This is a genomic window from Paenibacillus sp. strain BS8-2, from assembly GCF_054483835.1.
The window spans coordinates 5,718,866-5,737,581 of record NZ_CM137010.1 but is presented as its reverse complement, the minus strand read 5'-3'; the positions used below and the strand labels follow the sequence as shown (position 1 = coordinate 5,737,581).

Sequence of the window (18,716 nt, the reverse complement as noted above, 5' to 3'; positions counted from 1 at the left end):
AAACAAAAGGAGTATGATGAAGATGATGTTAAAAACACATAGCTGTGGAACATTGACGAAAGCGGATGTTGGAACGACGGTTACATTGAACGGCTGGGTACAGCGTCGTCGTGACCTTGGCGGCGTATTATTTATTGACCTGCGCGATCGCACGGGTATTGTACAAACCGTATTCAACCCTGATTTCTCTGGCGACGCGTTGGCTATCGCTGACCGTGCACGTAACGAATACGTTCTTGCCGTTAGCGGCAAAGTTGTCGAACGTGATCCTGAAACGTACAACGCGAACCTTGCAACGGGTGAAATCGAAATTCGTGTCACTTCCATCGAAGTGATGAACGCAGCAAAGACGCCTCCGTTCCCAATTGAGGATGGCGTCGAAGTCGATGAGTCTCTTCGTCTGAAGTACCGTTATCTGGATCTGCGCCGGCCAGAAATGCAGAAGACGCTTCTGCTTCGTTCGAAGTCGGCCAAAATTTTCCGCGATTTCTTAGATAACGAAGGATTTATTGAGGTAGAAACTCCAATTCTGACGAAAAGCACACCGGAAGGCGCGCGTGACTATCTCGTACCAAGCCGCGTGCACGAAGGCGAATTCTTTGCTTTGCCGCAATCGCCACAAATCTTTAAGCAGCTGCTGATGGTTGGTGGACTAGAGCGCTACTACCAAATCGCGCGTTGCTTCCGCGACGAGGATCTCCGTGCTGACCGTCAGCCTGAATTTACGCAAGTCGACATCGAGACTTCGTTCTTATCGCAGGATCAGCTGCTTGGATTGATGGAAGAGTTGTCCGCCAAGCTACTTCGCGAGACAGTAGGCGTAGAGCTGGAGCTTCCATTCCAACGTATTACGTATGCAGACGCGATGAACAAATACGGCTCCGATAAGCCAGATCTGCGCTTCGGTCTCGAGATCGAAGACATTACAGACATCGTATCAAGCAGCGACGTGAAGGTATTCGCAAGCGTTGCAGCTGGCGGCGGCGTTGTTAAAGCGCTGAACGCGAAAGGCTGCGCGAGCTGGAGCCGCAAAGAGTTGGATGACCTGCAACCATTCGCAGCACGTTACGGCGGTAAAGGTCTTGCATGGATTACCGTGAAGGATGGCGAATGGCGCGGTCCGATCGTGAAATTCCTGAAAGAAGAGGAAATCGCAACTCTTACTGAACGTCTAGGTGTAGAAGAAGGCGACCTGCTCACGTTCTCGGCAGATAAACCAAAGGTTGTTGCCGACGTGCTTGGCAACCTCCGCTCGAAGCTGGGCCGTGATCTTGGCTTGATCGACGATTCCAAGTTCAAATTCGCATGGGTTGTAGACTTCCCGCTGCTTGGTTGGGATGAGGATTCGAAACGTTATGTGGCTGAGCATCATCCATTCACACGTCCGAACGAAGATGATCTTCATTACTTCGATACCGATCCAGGCAAAATCCGTGCACAAGCGTACGATCTTGTTCTTAACGGTTATGAAGTGGGCGGCGGCTCGATGCGGATCTACAAGCGCGACGTGCAAGAAAAAATGTTCAAGGCGCTGGGCTTCAGCATGGAAGAAGCGCAAGAGAAGTTCGGATTCCTGCTGGATGCCTTTGAATTCGGAACGCCTCCGCACGGCGGCATCGCATTCGGTTTCGACCGTCTTGTTATGCTGCTCACAGGCCGTACGAACCTGAGAGAGACGATCGCTTTCCCTAAAACGGCAAGCGCAACCGATCTGCTCTGCGATGCGCCGTCTGAGGTTGAGCTGTCTCAGCTGGAGCAATTGCATATCCGCACCGTGCTAAAGCCTAAGCCAGTTGCCGCATCTGCAGCTGCAGCAACAAGCGAGTCCAAAGAATAATCGGTTAGAATGACGAAGGAGGCGGCGAATATGCTGCATCAATTCTCTCGTACGGAGCTTGCGATTGGCCCTGAGGGGCTGGATCGGATGAAAGGCAGCACGGTGGCCGTGCTAGGCATCGGAGGGGTCGGCGCCATCGCGGCAGAGGCGCTGGCACGTACCGGTATTGGCCGGATCATCTTGATCGACAAGGATGTCGTTGACATTACCAACATTAACCGGCAGATTCATGCGCTGACGACTACGGTCGGCCAGCCCAAGGCTGATTTGATGAGGGACCGGATTAAGCTGATCAATCCGGAGTGCGACGTCATCTCCTTGCGGATGTTCTATACAGAAGAAACATACGAAACCTTGTTCGAATATCCGCTTGATTACGTCGTCGATGCGTCTGATACGATCATTTATAAGGTACATTTGATCAAACAATGCCTGGAGCGCGGCATCCCTGTCATCTCCAGCATGGGCGCAGCGAATAAGATGGATCCTTCCCGGTTCAAAGTAGCCGACATATCGAAGACGCATACGGATCCGATTGCACGCGTAGTTCGGACCAAGCTGCGGAAAGATGGAATCAAACGCGGCGTCAAGGTTGTATTCTCGGACGAAGATCCAATCAAACCGCGCGAGGACGTGACTCAGCGGATCGTGCCGGAGAACGCGCCGGAAATTCGTAAAGCCAAGCAGCCTCCGGCGAGCAACTCGTTTGTGCCGCCGGTTGCCGGGTTAATTATGGTTAGCGTCGTCGTTAAGGATCTTCTTGAGGTGGAGAACAAATAATCTGCGATTGTATTTGCTTGAATTGTAATCGCCAATAGCAATAAGCTGCAAAGCCGCCGAACGGGTTTCGAATCCGTTCGGCGGCTTTTTAGCTCCGTCTTCTTTAAGTCCGACGAACGATTGTGCGATTACATCATTCAGGATAAAATAAGGGTAAATTTATTGTAAATAGAACCTAGTTTTATTGTATGAAACTGTGTCAATGCTTCTTGAAAACGTTTATACGTCAATTTCACATTGGGGAGGTTCAACCGAAAATGAGCAATCTAGATAGCAAAGAACGATTCACCGAACGTGTCGATTCCTATGTCAAATACCGTCCTAGCTACCCAGCAACAGCGCTCGACTTCCTGTACAAGGAGGTCGGCTTCTCGGAGCGCAGCATTATTGCCGATATAGGCGCGGGGACAGGCATCTTCTCCGGACTGCTGCTGGATCGGGGCAGCCGTGTTGTTGCGCTTGAACCCAACGAAGCAATGCGTACCGCAGCAGAGAAGCGGCATGCCAGCCACCCTCGTTATGCTTCTTGTCCCGGTTCGGCGGAGCGTACCGGATTATCCGAAGAGTCGGTGCATCATATCGTCTGCGCGCAATCGTTTCACTGGTTCGATCGAACAGCAGCGCGCGAGGAATTCAGCCGAATTCTAAAGCCGAACGGTCATGTCGCGCTGATCTGGAACTCACGCAGGACGACAGGTACGCCATTCCTGGAGCAATTCGAGCAGCTTCTGCTGGATTACGGTACGGATTACGAGCAAGTCGGACACAAATATGTGACGATGGAGACGTTAGGTAGCTTTTTTGCAGATGGAGGCCCTCGTCTGGAAGTGTTCGCATCGGAGCAACGGCTCGATGAGGAAGGGCTCAAAGGCAGATTGCTGTCTTCGTCATACTGCCCGCTGCCGGGGCATCCCAATTACGAACCTATGATGGAGCAATTGACGTTGATCTTTGAGCAATGCTCCGTTAACGGCACCGTCACGATGACTTATGATACGGAGTTATATTGGGGACGCGTGTAAGTGGCGAACGTTTGTGCGGATGTGTTATGATTGAGGGAGCAATCATTTAGTCATTTTACTCATTCTCGTACGAAGGATTGAGCTGCTGCATGGATTTGTTTACGATGCAAGAAGAAGAAGCCCCGCGCGCCAAGCTGCTCGCCGACCGGATGCGGCCGCGCACGCTGGATGAATATATCGGACAAGAACATATCGTAGGCGAAGGCAAGCTGCTTAGAAGAGCGATCCAAGGCGATCAGGTCTCATCTATTCTGCTGTACGGCCCTCCCGGATGCGGCAAGACGACTCTAGCCCATATTATATCGCTTACGACCCAAGGTGATTTCGTCAAGCTGAACGCCGTGGATGCATCCGTTAAGGATGTCCGCGACGTGATCGACCGGGCTCGCACCAACAAAACGTTATATGGCAAGAAGACGATCTTGTTCCTCGATGAGGTGCACAGGTTTAACACATCGAGGCAAGACGCGCTGCTGCCCGCGGTCGAGCAGGGCATCATCATCTTTATCGGGGCGACAACCGAGAATCCGTTCCATCATGTCAACGGGGCTTTGTTGTCGAGATCGACGTTGTTCCAACTGCAAGCGCTGGAGGAGCGACATGCTCGGGATGCAATGAACAGAGCGCTGGTGGATGCGGAGCGCGGACTTGGCTTTATGACGCTGCATGCCGATAACGATGCGCTTGACCATATCGCGGCCATGGCAGGCGGCGACATCAGACGGGCGCTTAATGCGCTGGAGCTGGCGGCGGTCACGACGCCTTCGGAGCCGGACGGCTCGGTCCGGTTAACGCTCGAGGTGGCGCAAGAGTCGATCCGCAAGCCGACGATCCGGGCGGATCTGTCGACGCAATACGACGTGTTGTCCGCGTTCCATAAGAGCGTCCGGGGCTCCAGTGACGCGGCTTTGTATTGGTTTCTATATGCAGTGGAGCGGCTGGGCATGGATCCCATGACCTTTATTCGCCGCCTTATCGTGGCTTGCAGCGAAGACATCGGGCTCGCGAATCCGCAAGCGATGATCCAGGCGGTGACGGCCATGGACGCTTACCATAAGATCGGTTGGCCGGAGGCCAAATACAATATCGCACAAGCCATTCTGTTCGCGGTAGAGAGCCCTAAGTCCAACGCAACCGCCGTGGCCATCGGCAACGTCATGAACGTGATCGAACGATCAGGCAATGCCGAGGTACCGCTTCACTTGAGGGACACGCACTACAAAGGTTCGGCTCAGCTAGGTCATGAAGGCTACAAGTATCCGCATGATTATCCCGGCCATTACGTGAAACAGCAATACTTGCCGGATCCCCTCGCAGGAAAGACGTTCTACCAAGCGACGGAACAGGGAACAGAAAATAAGATCAAACAAAACCAGCAGCGGCGATCCACTTGAAGCTGCTGGTTTGTTTTTGCGCGGTTTGAATGCCGGGGAAGAAGAAATGAGCGAACTAGAGGGATGAGGAGACAACATGACGATTATCACCAAAAGGCAGCCTGTTTTTTATGGCGCGGTTCATTTATTGTTTTTCAAGAAGGATGAAGTGTTGCTGCTAAAGCGGAAGAATACGGGGTTTGAAGATGGGAAGTGGAGCGTAGTCGCGGGACGGATTGATGGCAACGAGGAGGTCAAAGCAGCCGCGATCCGGGAAGCGAAGGAAGAGGCCGGCGTGGATATTGACCCGTCCGACCTGGAGGTTAAGGGCGTTGTCCACCGTAGAAACCAGAGCGGGGCAGGGTCGGAGTGGATCGACTTCTATCTTGTCGCGAGCCGTTGGATGGGCGAGATCACGAATATGGAGCCGCACAAATGCGAGGAACTGAAGTGGTTCCCGCTTAACAGGCTGCCAGATGAGATGATTGAGTATGTCAGGAGCGCATTGAACGAAAATCAAGATCGGCTTTGGTTCAAAAGTGAGGGCTGGGACTAGGGAGGGTAGACTACATGCATTCATCTGAACAAGCCTCAGGCGCAGTTCAATTAGATGAGCTCGATACGACTTGGTGGAAGCTACGTTCGATCGAGAAACTTGGTTCTGGCGACAAAGGTTGGGAGCTAATCAAACAATTTGCCGATTCGCACATCATGATTATTACATCTCAAGGTACAGGCGAGATAAGTGTTGACGGCAAGTATACCGAATTAGTGAGTAACTGTACCTATGTTTGCACGACAGGACAGCTTATTGACGGCTCATTCCAATTTCATCAATCGGGATCAGAGCAAGGCGTCTTCCTCATCAAATTCGACAGTATACAGGAAGCGAGTACCGCATCACAGGATCTGATCCCGCTTAAAGGCATGATCCATCATTCTTCTCCTGTTACGATATGGTCACTATGCGAATCTCTAGAGCTTATTTGGAAGGAAAATACATCACTCGAAAGACTACGGGGAAGCATTCTGTTCCATGAGTTGGTGTATCGATTGATTAGAGATCGATTGCGGACAACAGAATTGGGCCTTGAAGATGCGCTGGACGATGTGAAGAAATATATAGAGCTTCATTATCAAGAGGATCTCACCATAGAAGAACTATCCGGACGTATCAACATAAGCCAACGGCACTTCGTTCGCTTATTTAAGCGGAAGTTCGGATGCGGGGCCATCGAATATGTCACCAAATTTCGGATAGGTGAAGCTCAAAGGTTGATGCGCTCCGGTGCGCGACACCGAATTCGCGATATTGCAAGACATGTAGGCTATCATGATGACAGTTATTTCAGAAGGAAATTCAAGCAGGTAACGGGTGTGCCACCAGCCGTCTATATCAGCAATCAGAATCGACAATTAGTCGCCTATCATCCTGAACTGATCGGACAATTGCTAGCTCTTGGATTTACTCCATGTGCCGCTCCTCATGCGCATCCATGGACCCATTATTATAGACGGAAGTTTAATACGGATAAAGTGCTGCCGCTAAGTGACAACAAAGCGGAAGTGCTGCGAGCGCTCCAGACCATTAAGGTGGATTGTATTATCGGGCTAGATCACGAGGTAAGTCAGCAGGAAGAAGCGGAGCTGAGATCAATAGCGGATGTTTGTCTTGTACCAACCCATCAGCGCGACTGGCGTCATCAGCTTCACCATCTAGCAAAGTTTCTTATGGCTGAGCCTGTTTATGTTCGTTGGCTTGCGGATTATCAATTAAAGGTGAATCGACTTAAAGGGCAGATCGAGCAAACGATTGGCAAAGAAACAATGCTGGTTCTGAAAGTGAAAGGTCTTTCCTGTTATATAGCAGGAAAGTATAGTTCGGCATCCGTTATTTATGATGATCTAGGCATCCCAAGTGCCTCGCCCCTGTCCAACTATGCAACGGATACATCTATCTCGCTGGAACATCTGTATCAGATACAAGCAGAACGAATCATTGTCATTGAGGAGAGTGAGCTTGGTCCGGGCAATCAATCGGCAACGCTTCTGAAGTTGCAAGGCTGGCACTCGCTGTCTGCAGTGCAGCAAGGGAAGATAGATATTCTTTCGGCAGAGCCATTCGGTGAATATACTGCCTTTACACATGATCTATTATTGGATGAATTGTTGCGAAGATGGCTTGATTGTGCATAACAATTGGTCCTTATTGTCACTATTTTCATCTGCGGCGGTAAGCTATACTTCTGGTTGTAGATAATGATTATCAATATCGAGTCATGACTCAGGAGGATTACAGATGAAGAATCGTGCAACAATGAAACGTTTATACGTACAAGCCTTATTATTGCTTTGCCTCGTATTTGTGAGCGCATGCGGGAATGTCGATAATGGTGGCGAGAATGTAACCCCGCCTAAGGAATCTGATCAACCAGCGACAGAAGCACCTCAGAACGAGGAGCCCAAAGAACGTACAGTAAGCTCGGCCAAAGGGGATGTCGTAATCCCTAATCAACCAGAGCGAATCGTGGGTATGTCGGTCGTCTATGGTGATTTTCTCGCTGCATTAGGTGTGAAGCCTATAGCGGTCGAAAACTATCATGCTGAATTCCCGACTTACATGAATGATGTCATGAAAGATACAACGAAGCTAGGCATTAACCGCACGCCTAACTTTGAAGGGATGATGGCTGTAAATCCGGATCTTATTCTTACGCCTGTCTGGTGGTCGGAAGCTAGTTATGATCAATTGACGAAGATTGCTCCTACAGTCCTTCTGCCAGAACGAGATAACTGGAGAGACGAATTGAAGGATATCGCCGCCGTACTAGGCAAAGAGGCTGAAGCAGAGCAAGTTATTGCTGATCTAGCTACGAAAGCCGAGGAGGCTAAAGCTAAGCTGGATACATTGGTTGGCGATGAAACGGTTTTATATATGATTGTAATGCCAAAAGAATTAGTCGTTTTTGGCGAAACGATTGATCGAGGCAGCTTTATCCATCAACAATTGGGGCTTAAGCCTGTGCCGACGTTCCCACAAGCTGAACGCAGCTTAACGATTTCGATGGAACAAATGCCCGAATTTAATCCCGATCACCTTATCATTCAATTGAATGATGAAGAAGACCCGGAGGTTCAACAGATGTACGAACAGATAACGGACAACTCAGTATGGAAAAACTTGAAAGCCGTAAAGAGCGGTCAGGTCTATATGGTAGGTGGCATAGAGTGGTTCAATCTAGGCATGTCGCCGCTATCGGATCAATATGCAATTGATGACATCGTTTCGAAATTCGAGAAATAATGGAATGGATGATCAATATGGATAATAGGACAGGGGATTGCCGCGAGGTGATCTCCTCTTCAATTGAACGAGGGTATTCGATCCGAATGATACACGATGCCCCTTGCAACGATTCTTATCTGGCTCATGAGCTTCATCAGAATCAAGATGTCATGTTAGCGTTCGTCGAACGATATGCTGTTTTGCTGCAGACAAAGGATATGGAAGTCGCCGCGGTTACGCTAGCTGGTTGGTTCGCAGAGGTTGCATTTGCCACTCATTATACGTTATCCGCTTATAATCGAGTTCTGAAGGTGGAACTGTCAAATGCGAGTTATTCTATACAAACAGAACAGTCAAAATTTCCAGTCATTCTGTGCGAAATCCAAAAATGGTCGGTCGGTGATAACGCAATAGAAGATTGCGCTCGCAGTGAGCGGATGGTGGAAGTGTTAGCGTATGCTTATGGGCAGTTGCTTACTCCGCTTCTAAACATGTTGAGTCAAGTAAGTGGAGTGAGTGTCAGAGATTTATGGGGACAAGTGCTGGCTGCTCTATATCATGAATATCAATCGTGGACACAGGATACTAACATAGCTCAAGTGAGACAACACATAGAAGATGACTATAACGCGGTTGTAAATAGTCTGCAGAGTTCCACGTTCCAACTCACCTCTAATCCGTTCAATCGTCCGCTCAGATTTGTGGAGTCGATGGAAGGAAACGGGCAAGTCGTACTGCAGAAACCATCCTGTTGCCTCTATTACCGCTTGAAAGAGGGCGTTTACTGCTATACTTGCCCACGGATATCTGAGCGGAAACGGAGTGAAATGAGGAAGGCGTATCAAGACGAACAGACGAAATGAAGCGAATACTTGGGCGACCGACACTCGTCTCCGGGACGAACCTGTGCTAAGATAATAGCGAATTGGGGCAAAGGCAGCTAGGCTGGGAGGAAGGATATGTTCTATTCGCTCAAGAGCAGACTTATCGCAATCTTTATTTTATTGTTTGTGTTGTCGTTCGGCGCTTTGTCTGCCGTCTTGTTTAACGAATCTCGGTCTATTATATTGTCCAACCTCGAGTCCTCTGCGCTTGAGAAGATGGAAGAGTACGGTTCGTATGTGGATATGGTCCAGATGGGGGTCTATGACGTCGCCTCTCTCGTATTTAACAACGAGAAGACGCATAACTGGGACGAGTTGCTCAGTGAACCGGGACTGTCCGCGGGTGAGAGGATCCTCTCGAATCTGGAGATGAGTGCCTTCTTGACCCAAGCAACTAACAGCTACACGAGCGTACAACGTGTGACGGTGTACCGCGATGACGGGTTATGGGTAAGCGGGGAAAATCAGTTCAAAGAAGAATCGATGTTTCTTGAGGAGAGCTGGTACCGGGATTTTAAAGGGAAAGGGGAACGCTGGGTAGCGGGGCATGTCGATCTCGTTGAACAGCGGTTTAATAGCAACAATCCTGTAGTCAGCATGATCATGCCCATCGCCGAGTTTGAGCCTAAATATGCAAGCGCCTTCATGAAGATAAATGTAAGCACCGACTACTTCTTAGAGCCGCTGGACCGGATTCATCTGGGTGTGACGGGATCCATCTATCTGCTGGGTTCCAACGGACTCCCAATGCTTGGCCAAGAAGGGTTCGAACTGACGGAGGCACGGTCGGAGATGGTTCGGATGATTAAGCAGAATGTTAGCAAACAGGGAGTCATCCATTCGCAAGCTCCTGGCGGGGAACGGGAGATCATTGTTTTCAAGAAGCTGAAGCGAACAAATTGGATGTTGGTCGGCATCGTTCCGGAGAGCGAGATGTATGCAGAGCTATTTGATCTTCGGCGAAATATGATTCTGATCGCTGCCCTGCTGCTGGTCTTGTCTGTTGGACTTGCCGTTTGGCTGTCGCATGGCATCTCGAAGCCCTTGTCTCGCCTCATCGCAGCAATGCGCCACGTTCAACGGGGAGACTTCGTACAGGCGGAGCTGCGATTGCCGCAGGAAGAAGGACTTCGCAACGAGGTTGGTTTTGCGATAGCCACCTTCCACAAGATGGTCGTCCAGCTGCGCCGGCACATCAAGACGGAGTTTGAGCTTAAGCTGCTTCGTCAGCAGGCGGAATATAAGGCGCTGCTTATGCAGATTAATCCGCATTTCTTATTTAACACGTTAGAGCTGATGATGAGTCTTGCGATGCAGAAACGGACGGAAGATAACGTGGATGTCATTGAGTCCCTTGGGCGGATGATGCGGTTCTCCCTGCGCATGAGCGACGATCTTGTGAGTCTGCAGGACGAGCTCAAATATGCAGGCGATTATGCCTCAATCCTTCGCATACGATTCGGTGACCGACTCCACCTGTCGATCGAAAGATCGGGAGGGCTGGAACGTTTAACGGTCATTAAGTTTATTCTTCAGCCGCTCATCGAGAACGCGGTGAAATACGGTTTCAGGCACAGCACCGAAGTTTATGTGGACGTAAGAGCGGAGCTTGTGGGAAACCACATTAGGCTCGTGGTGGAGGACAACGGACCTGGCCTGCCGGAAGAAGCGATCCGGATGCTTCGGGACAAGGCTCTGAATGCCAGGATGGAGGATGTGCTAGTCAGCAAGAGCAAGCAGATTGGACTTAGCAACGTACTCGCTCGTTGCAGGCTTTATTACGGAGGTTTGTTCGAGTTCCAGGTTGGTACTGGCGAACGAGGCGGCGCTTCTATTGTGCTTATCATTCCGATACAGGAGGAACAAGGCAATGTACAACGTGATGATCGTGGATGACGAGCAGGAAATCCGGCAAGGTATCCGGCTTAAAGTAGATTGGGAGGCACTTGGCCTTCGAATATCAGGCGAAGCGTCCAACGGCCAGGAAGCGCTTGAATTGCTTGAGCATGAGCCATGCGATATCGTGATTACGGATATGAATATGCCGGTAATGAATGGCTTATCGTTCTTGGAAGCCTGCAGGAAACTGGAGCCTGGAATCTGTCTGATCGTAATTACCGGATACGAGGATTTCCAGTATGCGCATGCCGCAGTCCGACACCAGGCGAGGCATTATTTGCTCAAGCCGGTCGCGCGCGACGAATTGACGGAAGCACTCGCGAAGGTCAAGATGGAGCTCGACAAGGAAGTGGAGGATGCAAGGCGCGCGAAGGATATGGAATGGCAGCTCTCTCGCTATTATAAGGAGCTAAAGTCTCAATTTCTCCTGCAATTGGCTAAAGGAGGCGTGACGGATTCGGGCGGGTTGCTGGAGCGGGCGAAGCGATTTGGACTGGATGACTGGAATGAAGGCGCAGTATGGTTCTTAAGCGCGGGGCTCCTGGATCGCCATGTCGGTGAGGCGAGCCGCTACGCCGATCCATTTCGTCTTCCCTTCGAGCTCCTCTGTTGTGAGCTCGCTGAGGTAAGAGAGGATCATGTACAGGTATTCCGCGATGAGCATTACCCTGGTCTTATGTTTGCCATCATCCTTGGCAACAAAGCGGAAGCTAATCGTTTTGTGGACGTGCTCAGAGAGGCCGTCCACCGTCATCTGGATTTCGAGCCTACGATCGGCATGGGGGAAGCTGTGACGGGATTCGCCCAGTGGAAGGAAGGATACTCAACCGCCCTGCTTGCTTGGCATCTATCCGAAAGCAACGTCCGTCAGCCGGAGAGACCAGCGGAGGAACCGACGTTTCTGCCGGAGGAGAAGGTTCAGCTGCTGCAGCGTGTACTGAAGAAGGCGGAGCTGGAATCGTTTGGCCGGATCGTTGAAGAGCTCCTCGTGCAGGCGCAGCGCTACTCCAAAACTGCGTTTGTGAAGACGATCTTCCGATTGCAGTTGGCTGTGGAATCCTTTGCGGAGCAAGCCGGCTCCCCCCTGGAGGGCAGGGACGCGCTATGGCTGCGACCGGATGTCGCGCTGCAGCTACGTACGCCGGAACTGGCGTTGGCCCATATTCGCAAGCTGGCGGCTTCCGTCATCAGCCGGTTATGCGAGCGTGGAGAGGATGCGGAATTGTCCGTCATTGAAGCCTCGCGCGTCTACATCGATGAAAATTACATGTACGAGCTGAACTTGACTTCGCTCGCAGAAAAGTTTAACTACAATCCGTCCTATTTCTCGGAGCTGTTTAAGGCGAAGACGGGCAAGACCTTCATCCAATACGTCTCGGACGTACGGATGGGACATGCGGCTAAGCTTCTTCACGAAACTTCACTCGGTCTGTGGGACATCTCCGAGCTGACGGGTTTCTCCAACCCAAGCTACTTCAGCTCACGATTCAAACGTATGTATGGGATGTCTCCGTCCGAATACCGCCAGCGCCCATCTGAAAAAAACGATAGCGAACTCCCGAAGAAATAAGATGTTAACGCGCAGCCTCCTTGCTTATGATGAATATACGGTCCGCAAGTGCCGTGTATCTATCATTCGAAGGGGGCTTTGCCATGGGAACACCACGTAAATCCTTGGCCCGCGAGCAGAACCAGACTGCGTATTTGTTTCTGCTGCCTTGGCTGCTCGGATTTTTCCTATTGACTGCCGGACCGATGGCCGGCTCGCTGTACTTATCATTGACCAAATACAATTTGCTTTCCCCGCCGACCTGGATTGGACTTGAGAACTACGCCCGCATCTTTGCAGAGGACGACACGTTCCGCGGCTCGTTATGGCTGACGTTCAAATATGTGTTCCTCTCCGTACCGCTTAAGCTGGCGTTCGCGCTGATGATCGCTATGGTGCTTAACAAAGGGCTGCGAGCAATCGGCTTGTATCGGACGGTCTATTATATTCCTTCTCTGCTGGGAGGCAGCGTGGCCATTGCGATCGTTTGGCGCCAAATTTTTGACGGAACCGGAGCGGTCAATCGTGCGCTGGCTTGGCTCGGCATCGAAGGTCCGTCCTGGATCGCTCATCCCGATTACATCATCCATACGATCGTGACGCTCTCCGTATGGCAGTTTGGATCGGCGATGGTGATCTTCCTCGCGGGTCTGAAGCAGATCCCCGCCGATCTGTACGAAGCGGCGCAGGTGGACGGCGCTAACGGCTGGAGACGGTTCAGCCGTATTACGTTGCCCATGCTAACGCCCGTCATTTTCTTCAACCTCGTTATGGGCGTTATCAACTCCTTCCAGACGTTTACGCCTGCCTTTGTTATCGGGGACGGCCGGGGCGGTCCGCTGGACGCGACGATGTTCTATACCTTGTATCTGTATCTAAAAGGTTTCTCGTTCTTTGATATGGGATACGCCTCTGCGCTCGCATGGATTCTGCTGTTGATTATCGGATTAATGACTGCGGTCATCTTCGTTACCTCCAAATACTGGGTATTCTACGGCGATAATAAGGAAGGGAGGTAGGTTAAGCTATGACCAACGCAACTGCCATGAAGGCAAGGATAGCCGAGCCGCTTAAGCACCTGCCTGTCATCGCCCTAGGGCTGCTGATGATCTATCCCGTGTTATGGCTGATCGCAAGCTCCTTCAAGCCGAATCAGCTGATCTTCTCTGACCCGTCCTTATGGCCCGCAACATTTACGCTGGATAATTACAAGAACGGCTGGGCGGGCTTCCAAGGGATTTCCTTCGGTCGATTCTTCGCCAATTCATTCGTTATCTCCATCCTTAGCGTATTAGGCAACGTCGTGACCTGCTCGCTTGCCGCGTTCGCGTTTGCAAGATTAAAGTTTTCGCTTGGCAAGTTATGGTTCGCTTTGATGCTTGTGACGATCATGCTGCCGTACCATGTGACGCTGGTGCCTCAATATATCATCTTCAACGAGCTGCACTGGATTAACACGTATTATCCGCTAGTCCTGCCGAAGTGGCTGGCTACCGACTCGTTCTTTATTCTACTTATGGTCCAGTTTATCCGGGGAATCCCCAAGGATTTGGACGAAAGCGCGACGATTGATGGCTGCAACTACAAACAAATCTATTTCCGCATCATGCTGCCGCTGTTGACGCCAGCGCTGATCACGACCGCTATATTTACCTTCATTTGGACGTGGGACGATTTCTTTAGCCAAATGATCTATTTGAGCGATATCCGTTTGTTTACCGTTCAGCTTGGTATCCGGGCATTGTTCGATCCTAGCGGATCTTCGGATTGGGGAGCGCTGCTAGCCATGTCAGCCTTGTCGCTCCTTCCGATCACAGCCGTATTCCTCATTTTCCAGCGTTATTTCTTGGAAGGGATAGCAACAACAGGACTGAAGTAGGCCAATGGGATACCCGAAAAAATGATAAGTCAAGTGCCGAAGGAATGGTATGCTCCTTCTTTCAATCATTCGGTAAGATGACGTTGTAAGGTGAAGTCGTATCACGATCATAATACATTCACAATAATGGGGGAGATCGACATGATTAAACGTCAAATGGCAGTCGGAGCGGTAGTTGCGATCAGCATGCTGGCTACAGCTTGCTCTGGTGGAACGGGATCGGGAGGCGCGGCAAGCAGCTCGCCTAGCCCAACAAGCAATACTGGCGGCAGCAACACTAGCGGAGGAGAGCAGGTAGAGCTTCGCGTGATGTGGTGGGGCGATCAGAAGCGCGCTGACATTACGAACGAAGTGCTGCAGCTGTTCATGGACAAAAATCCGAACATCAAGGTTATCGGCGAATTCGCACCTTCGTCAGGCTACTTTGACAAGCTGAATACCCAACTGGCCTCCGGAACGGCATCTGATATCTTCTTCTTGGGCGGCAACGTAGTCGATTACGCCAACAAGGATGTGCTTCTCGATCTGACGCCTTACGTTGGCGCAGAGCTGGATCTCTCCGACATGGATCCTGCGATGATCCAGTATGGCACGCTCAAAGACAAGCTGGTCCACGTATCTGCAGGGGCGAATGCAAGGGGAATCGTCGTCAATACGAAGCTGTTCGAACAAGCTGGCATTCCTGTACCTCAGGACGGTTGGAATTGGGATGATTATGCCCGCATCAGCAATGAGCTATCGGCAAAACTTGGCGAAGGTTTCTACGGCACATACAACTTTACGTACGAAGGCATGGACATCGCTTATAAGCAAAATGGCGCACAGCTCTATGACATGACGGCTGGCAAGCTAGGCTTCGAAGAGAAACACGCACTTGATTGGTTTGGCTACTGGGCCAAGACGACCGAAGGCGGCGGTGTAGTTACGCCAGAGCTGGCGGTATCGCATCCGATCGATGATCCAAGCAAATCGCTGATCACATCTGGCAAAGCCGCAATGAACCTGATTCCATCCAATCAGCTTGGCGCGTACCAAGGCCTTACGGAAGATCCGCTGACGATGGTTCAGCTGCCAAGGGGTCCTAAGGGAACAGGCGTCGTATTCGAATCCAGCCAAGGTTTGTCGGGTTATGCAAAGACGGAGCACCCTAAGGAAGTCGCGATGCTGATCAGCTTCTTTATTAACGATCAAGAGGCGGCCAAAATTCTCGGTAACAACCGCGGTGTGCCTGTGACATCGAAGAACCGCAGCGTGCTGGAAGCCGATGCAAGCGATGTCGACAAAATCGTCTACGACTACACGAGCCGGGTATCCGAGGCAACGAAGACAGAGCCGTTCGCAGTCAGCTATAATCCTCCAGGAAATGCCGAATTCGAGAAGATGGGCAAAACAACGGTTCAAGAAATTGGTTTTGGACGCAAGACGGTCGAGCAGGCGGTCAAGGACTTCTACGAGAACGCGGTTAAAATATTTAATAGCAACCAATAACGGCAGGTGATCGCTTGAGATGAATGAACAATTGCTAGAAAAGCTGCGAAACCGCACAACCGTGCAAACGTTAGCTATTGCGGCCGGTACAAGTAGCGAGCATCAAGCAATCGCAGCAGAATGGGATAGGGGAGGCGTCGCGTTCGCGGCGTCTTCCGGTATGCTAGAGGACACACACAGCAACGCGATGCAAGCGCTGCTGAGCTGTATCGTGCCAACAGGCGCGAATAGGACGCCCATCCTGCACGAGGGCGGCGTCTACAGAGGCTGCTGGCTGGAGAGCACGGGCACGATTAACGCGGAGCTGCTGTCTCGATTCGTGCCCTCCGTCGCGGAATCGACGTTCGCTGCATTTGCCGAACATCAGCGGGAGGACGGGTTAATCCCGTATAAGGTTACGGAGAACGGTCCCGTCTTTCGACAAATTCAGCTAGTGACTCCTCTTGCAAGGTCCGTATGGAATCATTATCGGATGAACCCGAACCCGGGAAGTGAGACTTTCCTCTCCCGCATGTATAGCGCCATGGAGCGTTACGACGATTGGCTGATGCAATATCGCAATACGCGCGGAACGGGCTGTATCGAAGCGTTTAGCACCTTTGACACCGGGCATGATCTGTCGCCGAGATTCTGGCATGTGCCGGACACACCTCACGGAGGCGATCCCGCGTCTGTCGATCCTCATTCACCGCTGCTTCCATTCCTTGCGCCGGATCTGACCGCCAATGTCTATTGCCAGCGGTTGTATCTGGCAAAGATAGCGGACACGTTAGGGCTGCCCGCAGCTGGATGGAGCGCCAAAGCAGAGCAGACGCTGGAGAGCCTGTTCGCCCATTGCTTTGACGAGAGGGATACATTCTTTTATGACCGAGATCGACATAACCGATTCGTGCGACTTCAGTCCGATGTGCTGCTGCGGGTGATGGCCTGCGAAGTCGGAGACCGCGCCTTCTTTGATGAGATGCTGCAGCGTTATTTGCTCAATACACGCAAGTTTTTTGCCAAATATCCGTTTACGTCCATCGCGATGGATGATCCCAGATTTGATCCTTCCTCTGCATATAACACTTGGGGAGGCACTTCCAATTTCTTGAGTATCATTAGGGCGCCTCATGCGTTCGAGAAACACGGGCGGCATGTCGAGCTGACTTGGGTTCTACAGCCGATTGTATCCGCAGCCGCGCGTATGAAACGATTCGCGCAGACCATCAGTCCATGGACGGGAGAAGAAGGGTTCACAGAGGTTTATTCGCCTTCTATTCTGTGCGTGTTGGACTTCGTCGAAAGGCTATGCGGCATACGCCCTACGCCGGAAGGTGAGCTCTGGTTTACGGCACTACGGCCTTATCCAATGGACCATGGCGAAGAGATTGCTGAAGAAACGGCGTATAGCAGATGGATAGACGGTATTCGATACGAGCTGCTTAACGGCAAAGTGAGTTCCACGCTTTATCGTGAAGGCAGGGTATGGATGACGTTCCCCGGCGGGATTCGAGTGAGGACAAATCGTCAAGGAGAGCTTCTTGGCGTGACCGGCATGACCGTACAGACAGTTAGCGGTGAACTTCAGTTTGATGGAGCGGCAATTCCCTTCGAGGTCAAAGGCAACGAAGTGTTGGCATACAGGGATGGGGCGTTCGTCAGCGTCCAGGAGATCGGCATCGTCTACCCCACATACGAATAAGAGGAGGCATGCAGCTTGAAGACGCTGGAGCAGATACAGATCCGTGATCCGTTCGTCGTTCCGCTGGAGCGGGAAGGGCGGTATTACATGTACGGCAGTACAGACGCCAACATCTGGGGCAAGGGAACAGGCTTCGATGTATATGTCAGCGAGGATTTAAAAGCATGGGAGGGGCCTCTGCCGGTGTTCCGTCCGGACGAGGCTTTCTATTCTGACACTAACTTCTGGGCGCCTGAGGTATATCCGGTCGAGGAACGTTGGTTGATGTTCGCGACGTTCCGCCGCAAGGATAACGGCTTGCTCGGCACGGCCGTGCTGACAGCAGACAGCCCGCTTGGTCCATTTGTCCCGCATAGCGACGGACCGGTCACGCCTGCAGAATGGAGTTCGCTGGACGGAAGCCTCTATCTGGACGGCGAAAGACAGCCGTGGATGATCTTCTGTCACGAATGGCAGCAGACGGGAGACGGCGAGGTGTGCGCAGTCAGGCTTTCGACAGACTTTAGGCGCGCGGAGGGAGAGCCCGTGTTATTGTTTAAGGCGTCTCAAGCGCCGTGGACTACGCCGTTCTTGCATAATCGGTACCCTGGCCGCAACAATTACGTGACGGATGGTCCTTATTTGTTTCAAGGCGAGGACGGTTCGCTTAACATGCTCTGGGCTAGCTTCATCGACAATCGATATGCCCTCGGCGTGGCACGTTCACCCTCTGGCAATGTCTTGGGACCATGGGAGCAATCGGATGAACCGCTATACCGCGACGACGGAGGTCATGGCATGGTGTTCCGAACCTTTGAAGGCCAACAGCTGCTGGCGATACACGCGCCTAACCGGACGCCGGAGGAACGACCTAAGTTCTTGCGGTTGGATGAAGACGGACGTATGTTAGCGTAAGCCCGAGTTAAGCGCTATTGTTGATCAAATGCGTTCTGGGAACCCGCATAAATCGGGTTGTAGCGCCGAAAGCATATCCGCATGGCGATTTAACCCGAAACAAACGGGTAGCATGCGAAAATCAATAAGCGGCAAGAGGCG

At 51.5% G+C, this 18,716-nt stretch carries 15 protein-coding genes; all 15 read left to right on the top strand.

The annotated features are described in order from the left end of the window. Positions 1–22 precede the first annotated feature (22 nt). A complete protein-coding gene (gene aspS / locus ACX1C1_RS24790; protein WP_458954785.1) occupies positions 23–1,837 on the top strand; it encodes an aspartate--tRNA ligase in 1,815 nt (604 codons plus the stop codon). 30 nt (positions 1,838–1,867) lie between these two features. Further along, the gene (locus tag ACX1C1_RS24785) at positions 1,868–2,617 is read left to right on the top strand and encodes a tRNA threonylcarbamoyladenosine dehydratase (RefSeq protein WP_458954784.1); all 750 of its coding nucleotides are present in this window, start codon (positions 1,868–1,870) and stop codon (positions 2,615–2,617) included. 257 nt (positions 2,618–2,874) lie between these two features. Continuing rightward, entirely contained in the window at positions 2,875–3,639 is a 765-nt protein-coding gene (locus tag ACX1C1_RS24780; RefSeq protein WP_458954783.1) for a class I SAM-dependent methyltransferase, read from the top strand. A gap of 89 nt (positions 3,640–3,728) precedes the next feature. Next, the gene (locus ACX1C1_RS24775; protein WP_458954782.1) at positions 3,729–5,033 is read left to right on the top strand and encodes a replication-associated recombination protein A; all 1,305 of its coding nucleotides are present in this window, start codon (positions 3,729–3,731) and stop codon (positions 5,031–5,033) included. A gap of 76 nt (positions 5,034–5,109) precedes the next feature. Beyond that, positions 5,110–5,568 carry an NUDIX hydrolase gene (locus ACX1C1_RS24770; RefSeq protein WP_458954781.1) on the top strand — a complete coding sequence of 153 codons (459 nt, stop codon included), beginning with the start codon at positions 5,110–5,112 and terminating at the stop codon, positions 5,566–5,568. Between the two features lie 14 nt (positions 5,569–5,582). Further along, a complete protein-coding gene (locus tag ACX1C1_RS24765) occupies positions 5,583–7,208 on the top strand; it encodes an AraC family transcriptional regulator (protein ID WP_458954780.1) in 1,626 nt (541 codons plus the stop codon). 103 nt (positions 7,209–7,311) lie between these two features. Next, on the top strand, positions 7,312–8,316 hold the full coding sequence (locus ACX1C1_RS24760; RefSeq protein WP_458954779.1) for an ABC transporter substrate-binding protein: 1,005 nt from the start codon (positions 7,312–7,314) through the stop codon (positions 8,314–8,316). A gap of 17 nt (positions 8,317–8,333) precedes the next feature. Next, positions 8,334–9,161 carry a (2Fe-2S)-binding protein gene (locus ACX1C1_RS24755; protein WP_458954778.1) on the top strand — a complete coding sequence of 276 codons (828 nt, stop codon included), beginning with the start codon at positions 8,334–8,336 and terminating at the stop codon, positions 9,159–9,161. 96 nt (positions 9,162–9,257) lie between these two features. After that, entirely contained in the window at positions 9,258–11,078 is a 1,821-nt protein-coding gene (locus tag ACX1C1_RS24750) for a sensor histidine kinase (protein WP_458954777.1), read from the top strand. After that, complete coding sequence (locus ACX1C1_RS24745) at positions 11,053–12,651, top strand: response regulator (protein ID WP_458954776.1); 1,599 nt, start codon at positions 11,053–11,055, stop codon at positions 12,649–12,651. Before ACX1C1_RS24750 ends, ACX1C1_RS24745 begins: the two co-directional genes overlap by 26 nt. Before the next feature lie 83 nt (positions 12,652–12,734). Beyond that, positions 12,735–13,649, top strand: a complete 915-nt coding sequence (locus ACX1C1_RS24740; RefSeq protein ID WP_458954775.1) for a carbohydrate ABC transporter permease — start codon at positions 12,735–12,737, stop codon at positions 13,647–13,649. An 8-nt stretch (positions 13,650–13,657) separates the two neighbouring features. After that, positions 13,658–14,509, top strand: coding sequence for a carbohydrate ABC transporter permease (locus ACX1C1_RS24735; RefSeq protein WP_458954774.1), 852 nt, complete (start codon positions 13,658–13,660; stop codon positions 14,507–14,509). Positions 14,510–14,650: 141 nt separating this feature from the next. After that, complete coding sequence (locus ACX1C1_RS24730) at positions 14,651–15,997, top strand: ABC transporter substrate-binding protein (protein WP_458954773.1); 1,347 nt, start codon at positions 14,651–14,653, stop codon at positions 15,995–15,997. Positions 15,998–16,016: 19 nt separating this feature from the next. Further along, a complete protein-coding gene (locus tag ACX1C1_RS24725) occupies positions 16,017–17,681 on the top strand; it encodes an MGH1-like glycoside hydrolase domain-containing protein (protein ID WP_458954772.1) in 1,665 nt (554 codons plus the stop codon). 15 nt (positions 17,682–17,696) lie between these two features. Then, a complete protein-coding gene (locus tag ACX1C1_RS24720; RefSeq protein ID WP_458954771.1) occupies positions 17,697–18,575 on the top strand; it encodes a glycoside hydrolase family 43 protein in 879 nt (292 codons plus the stop codon). Positions 18,576–18,716: the final 141 nt, after the last annotated feature.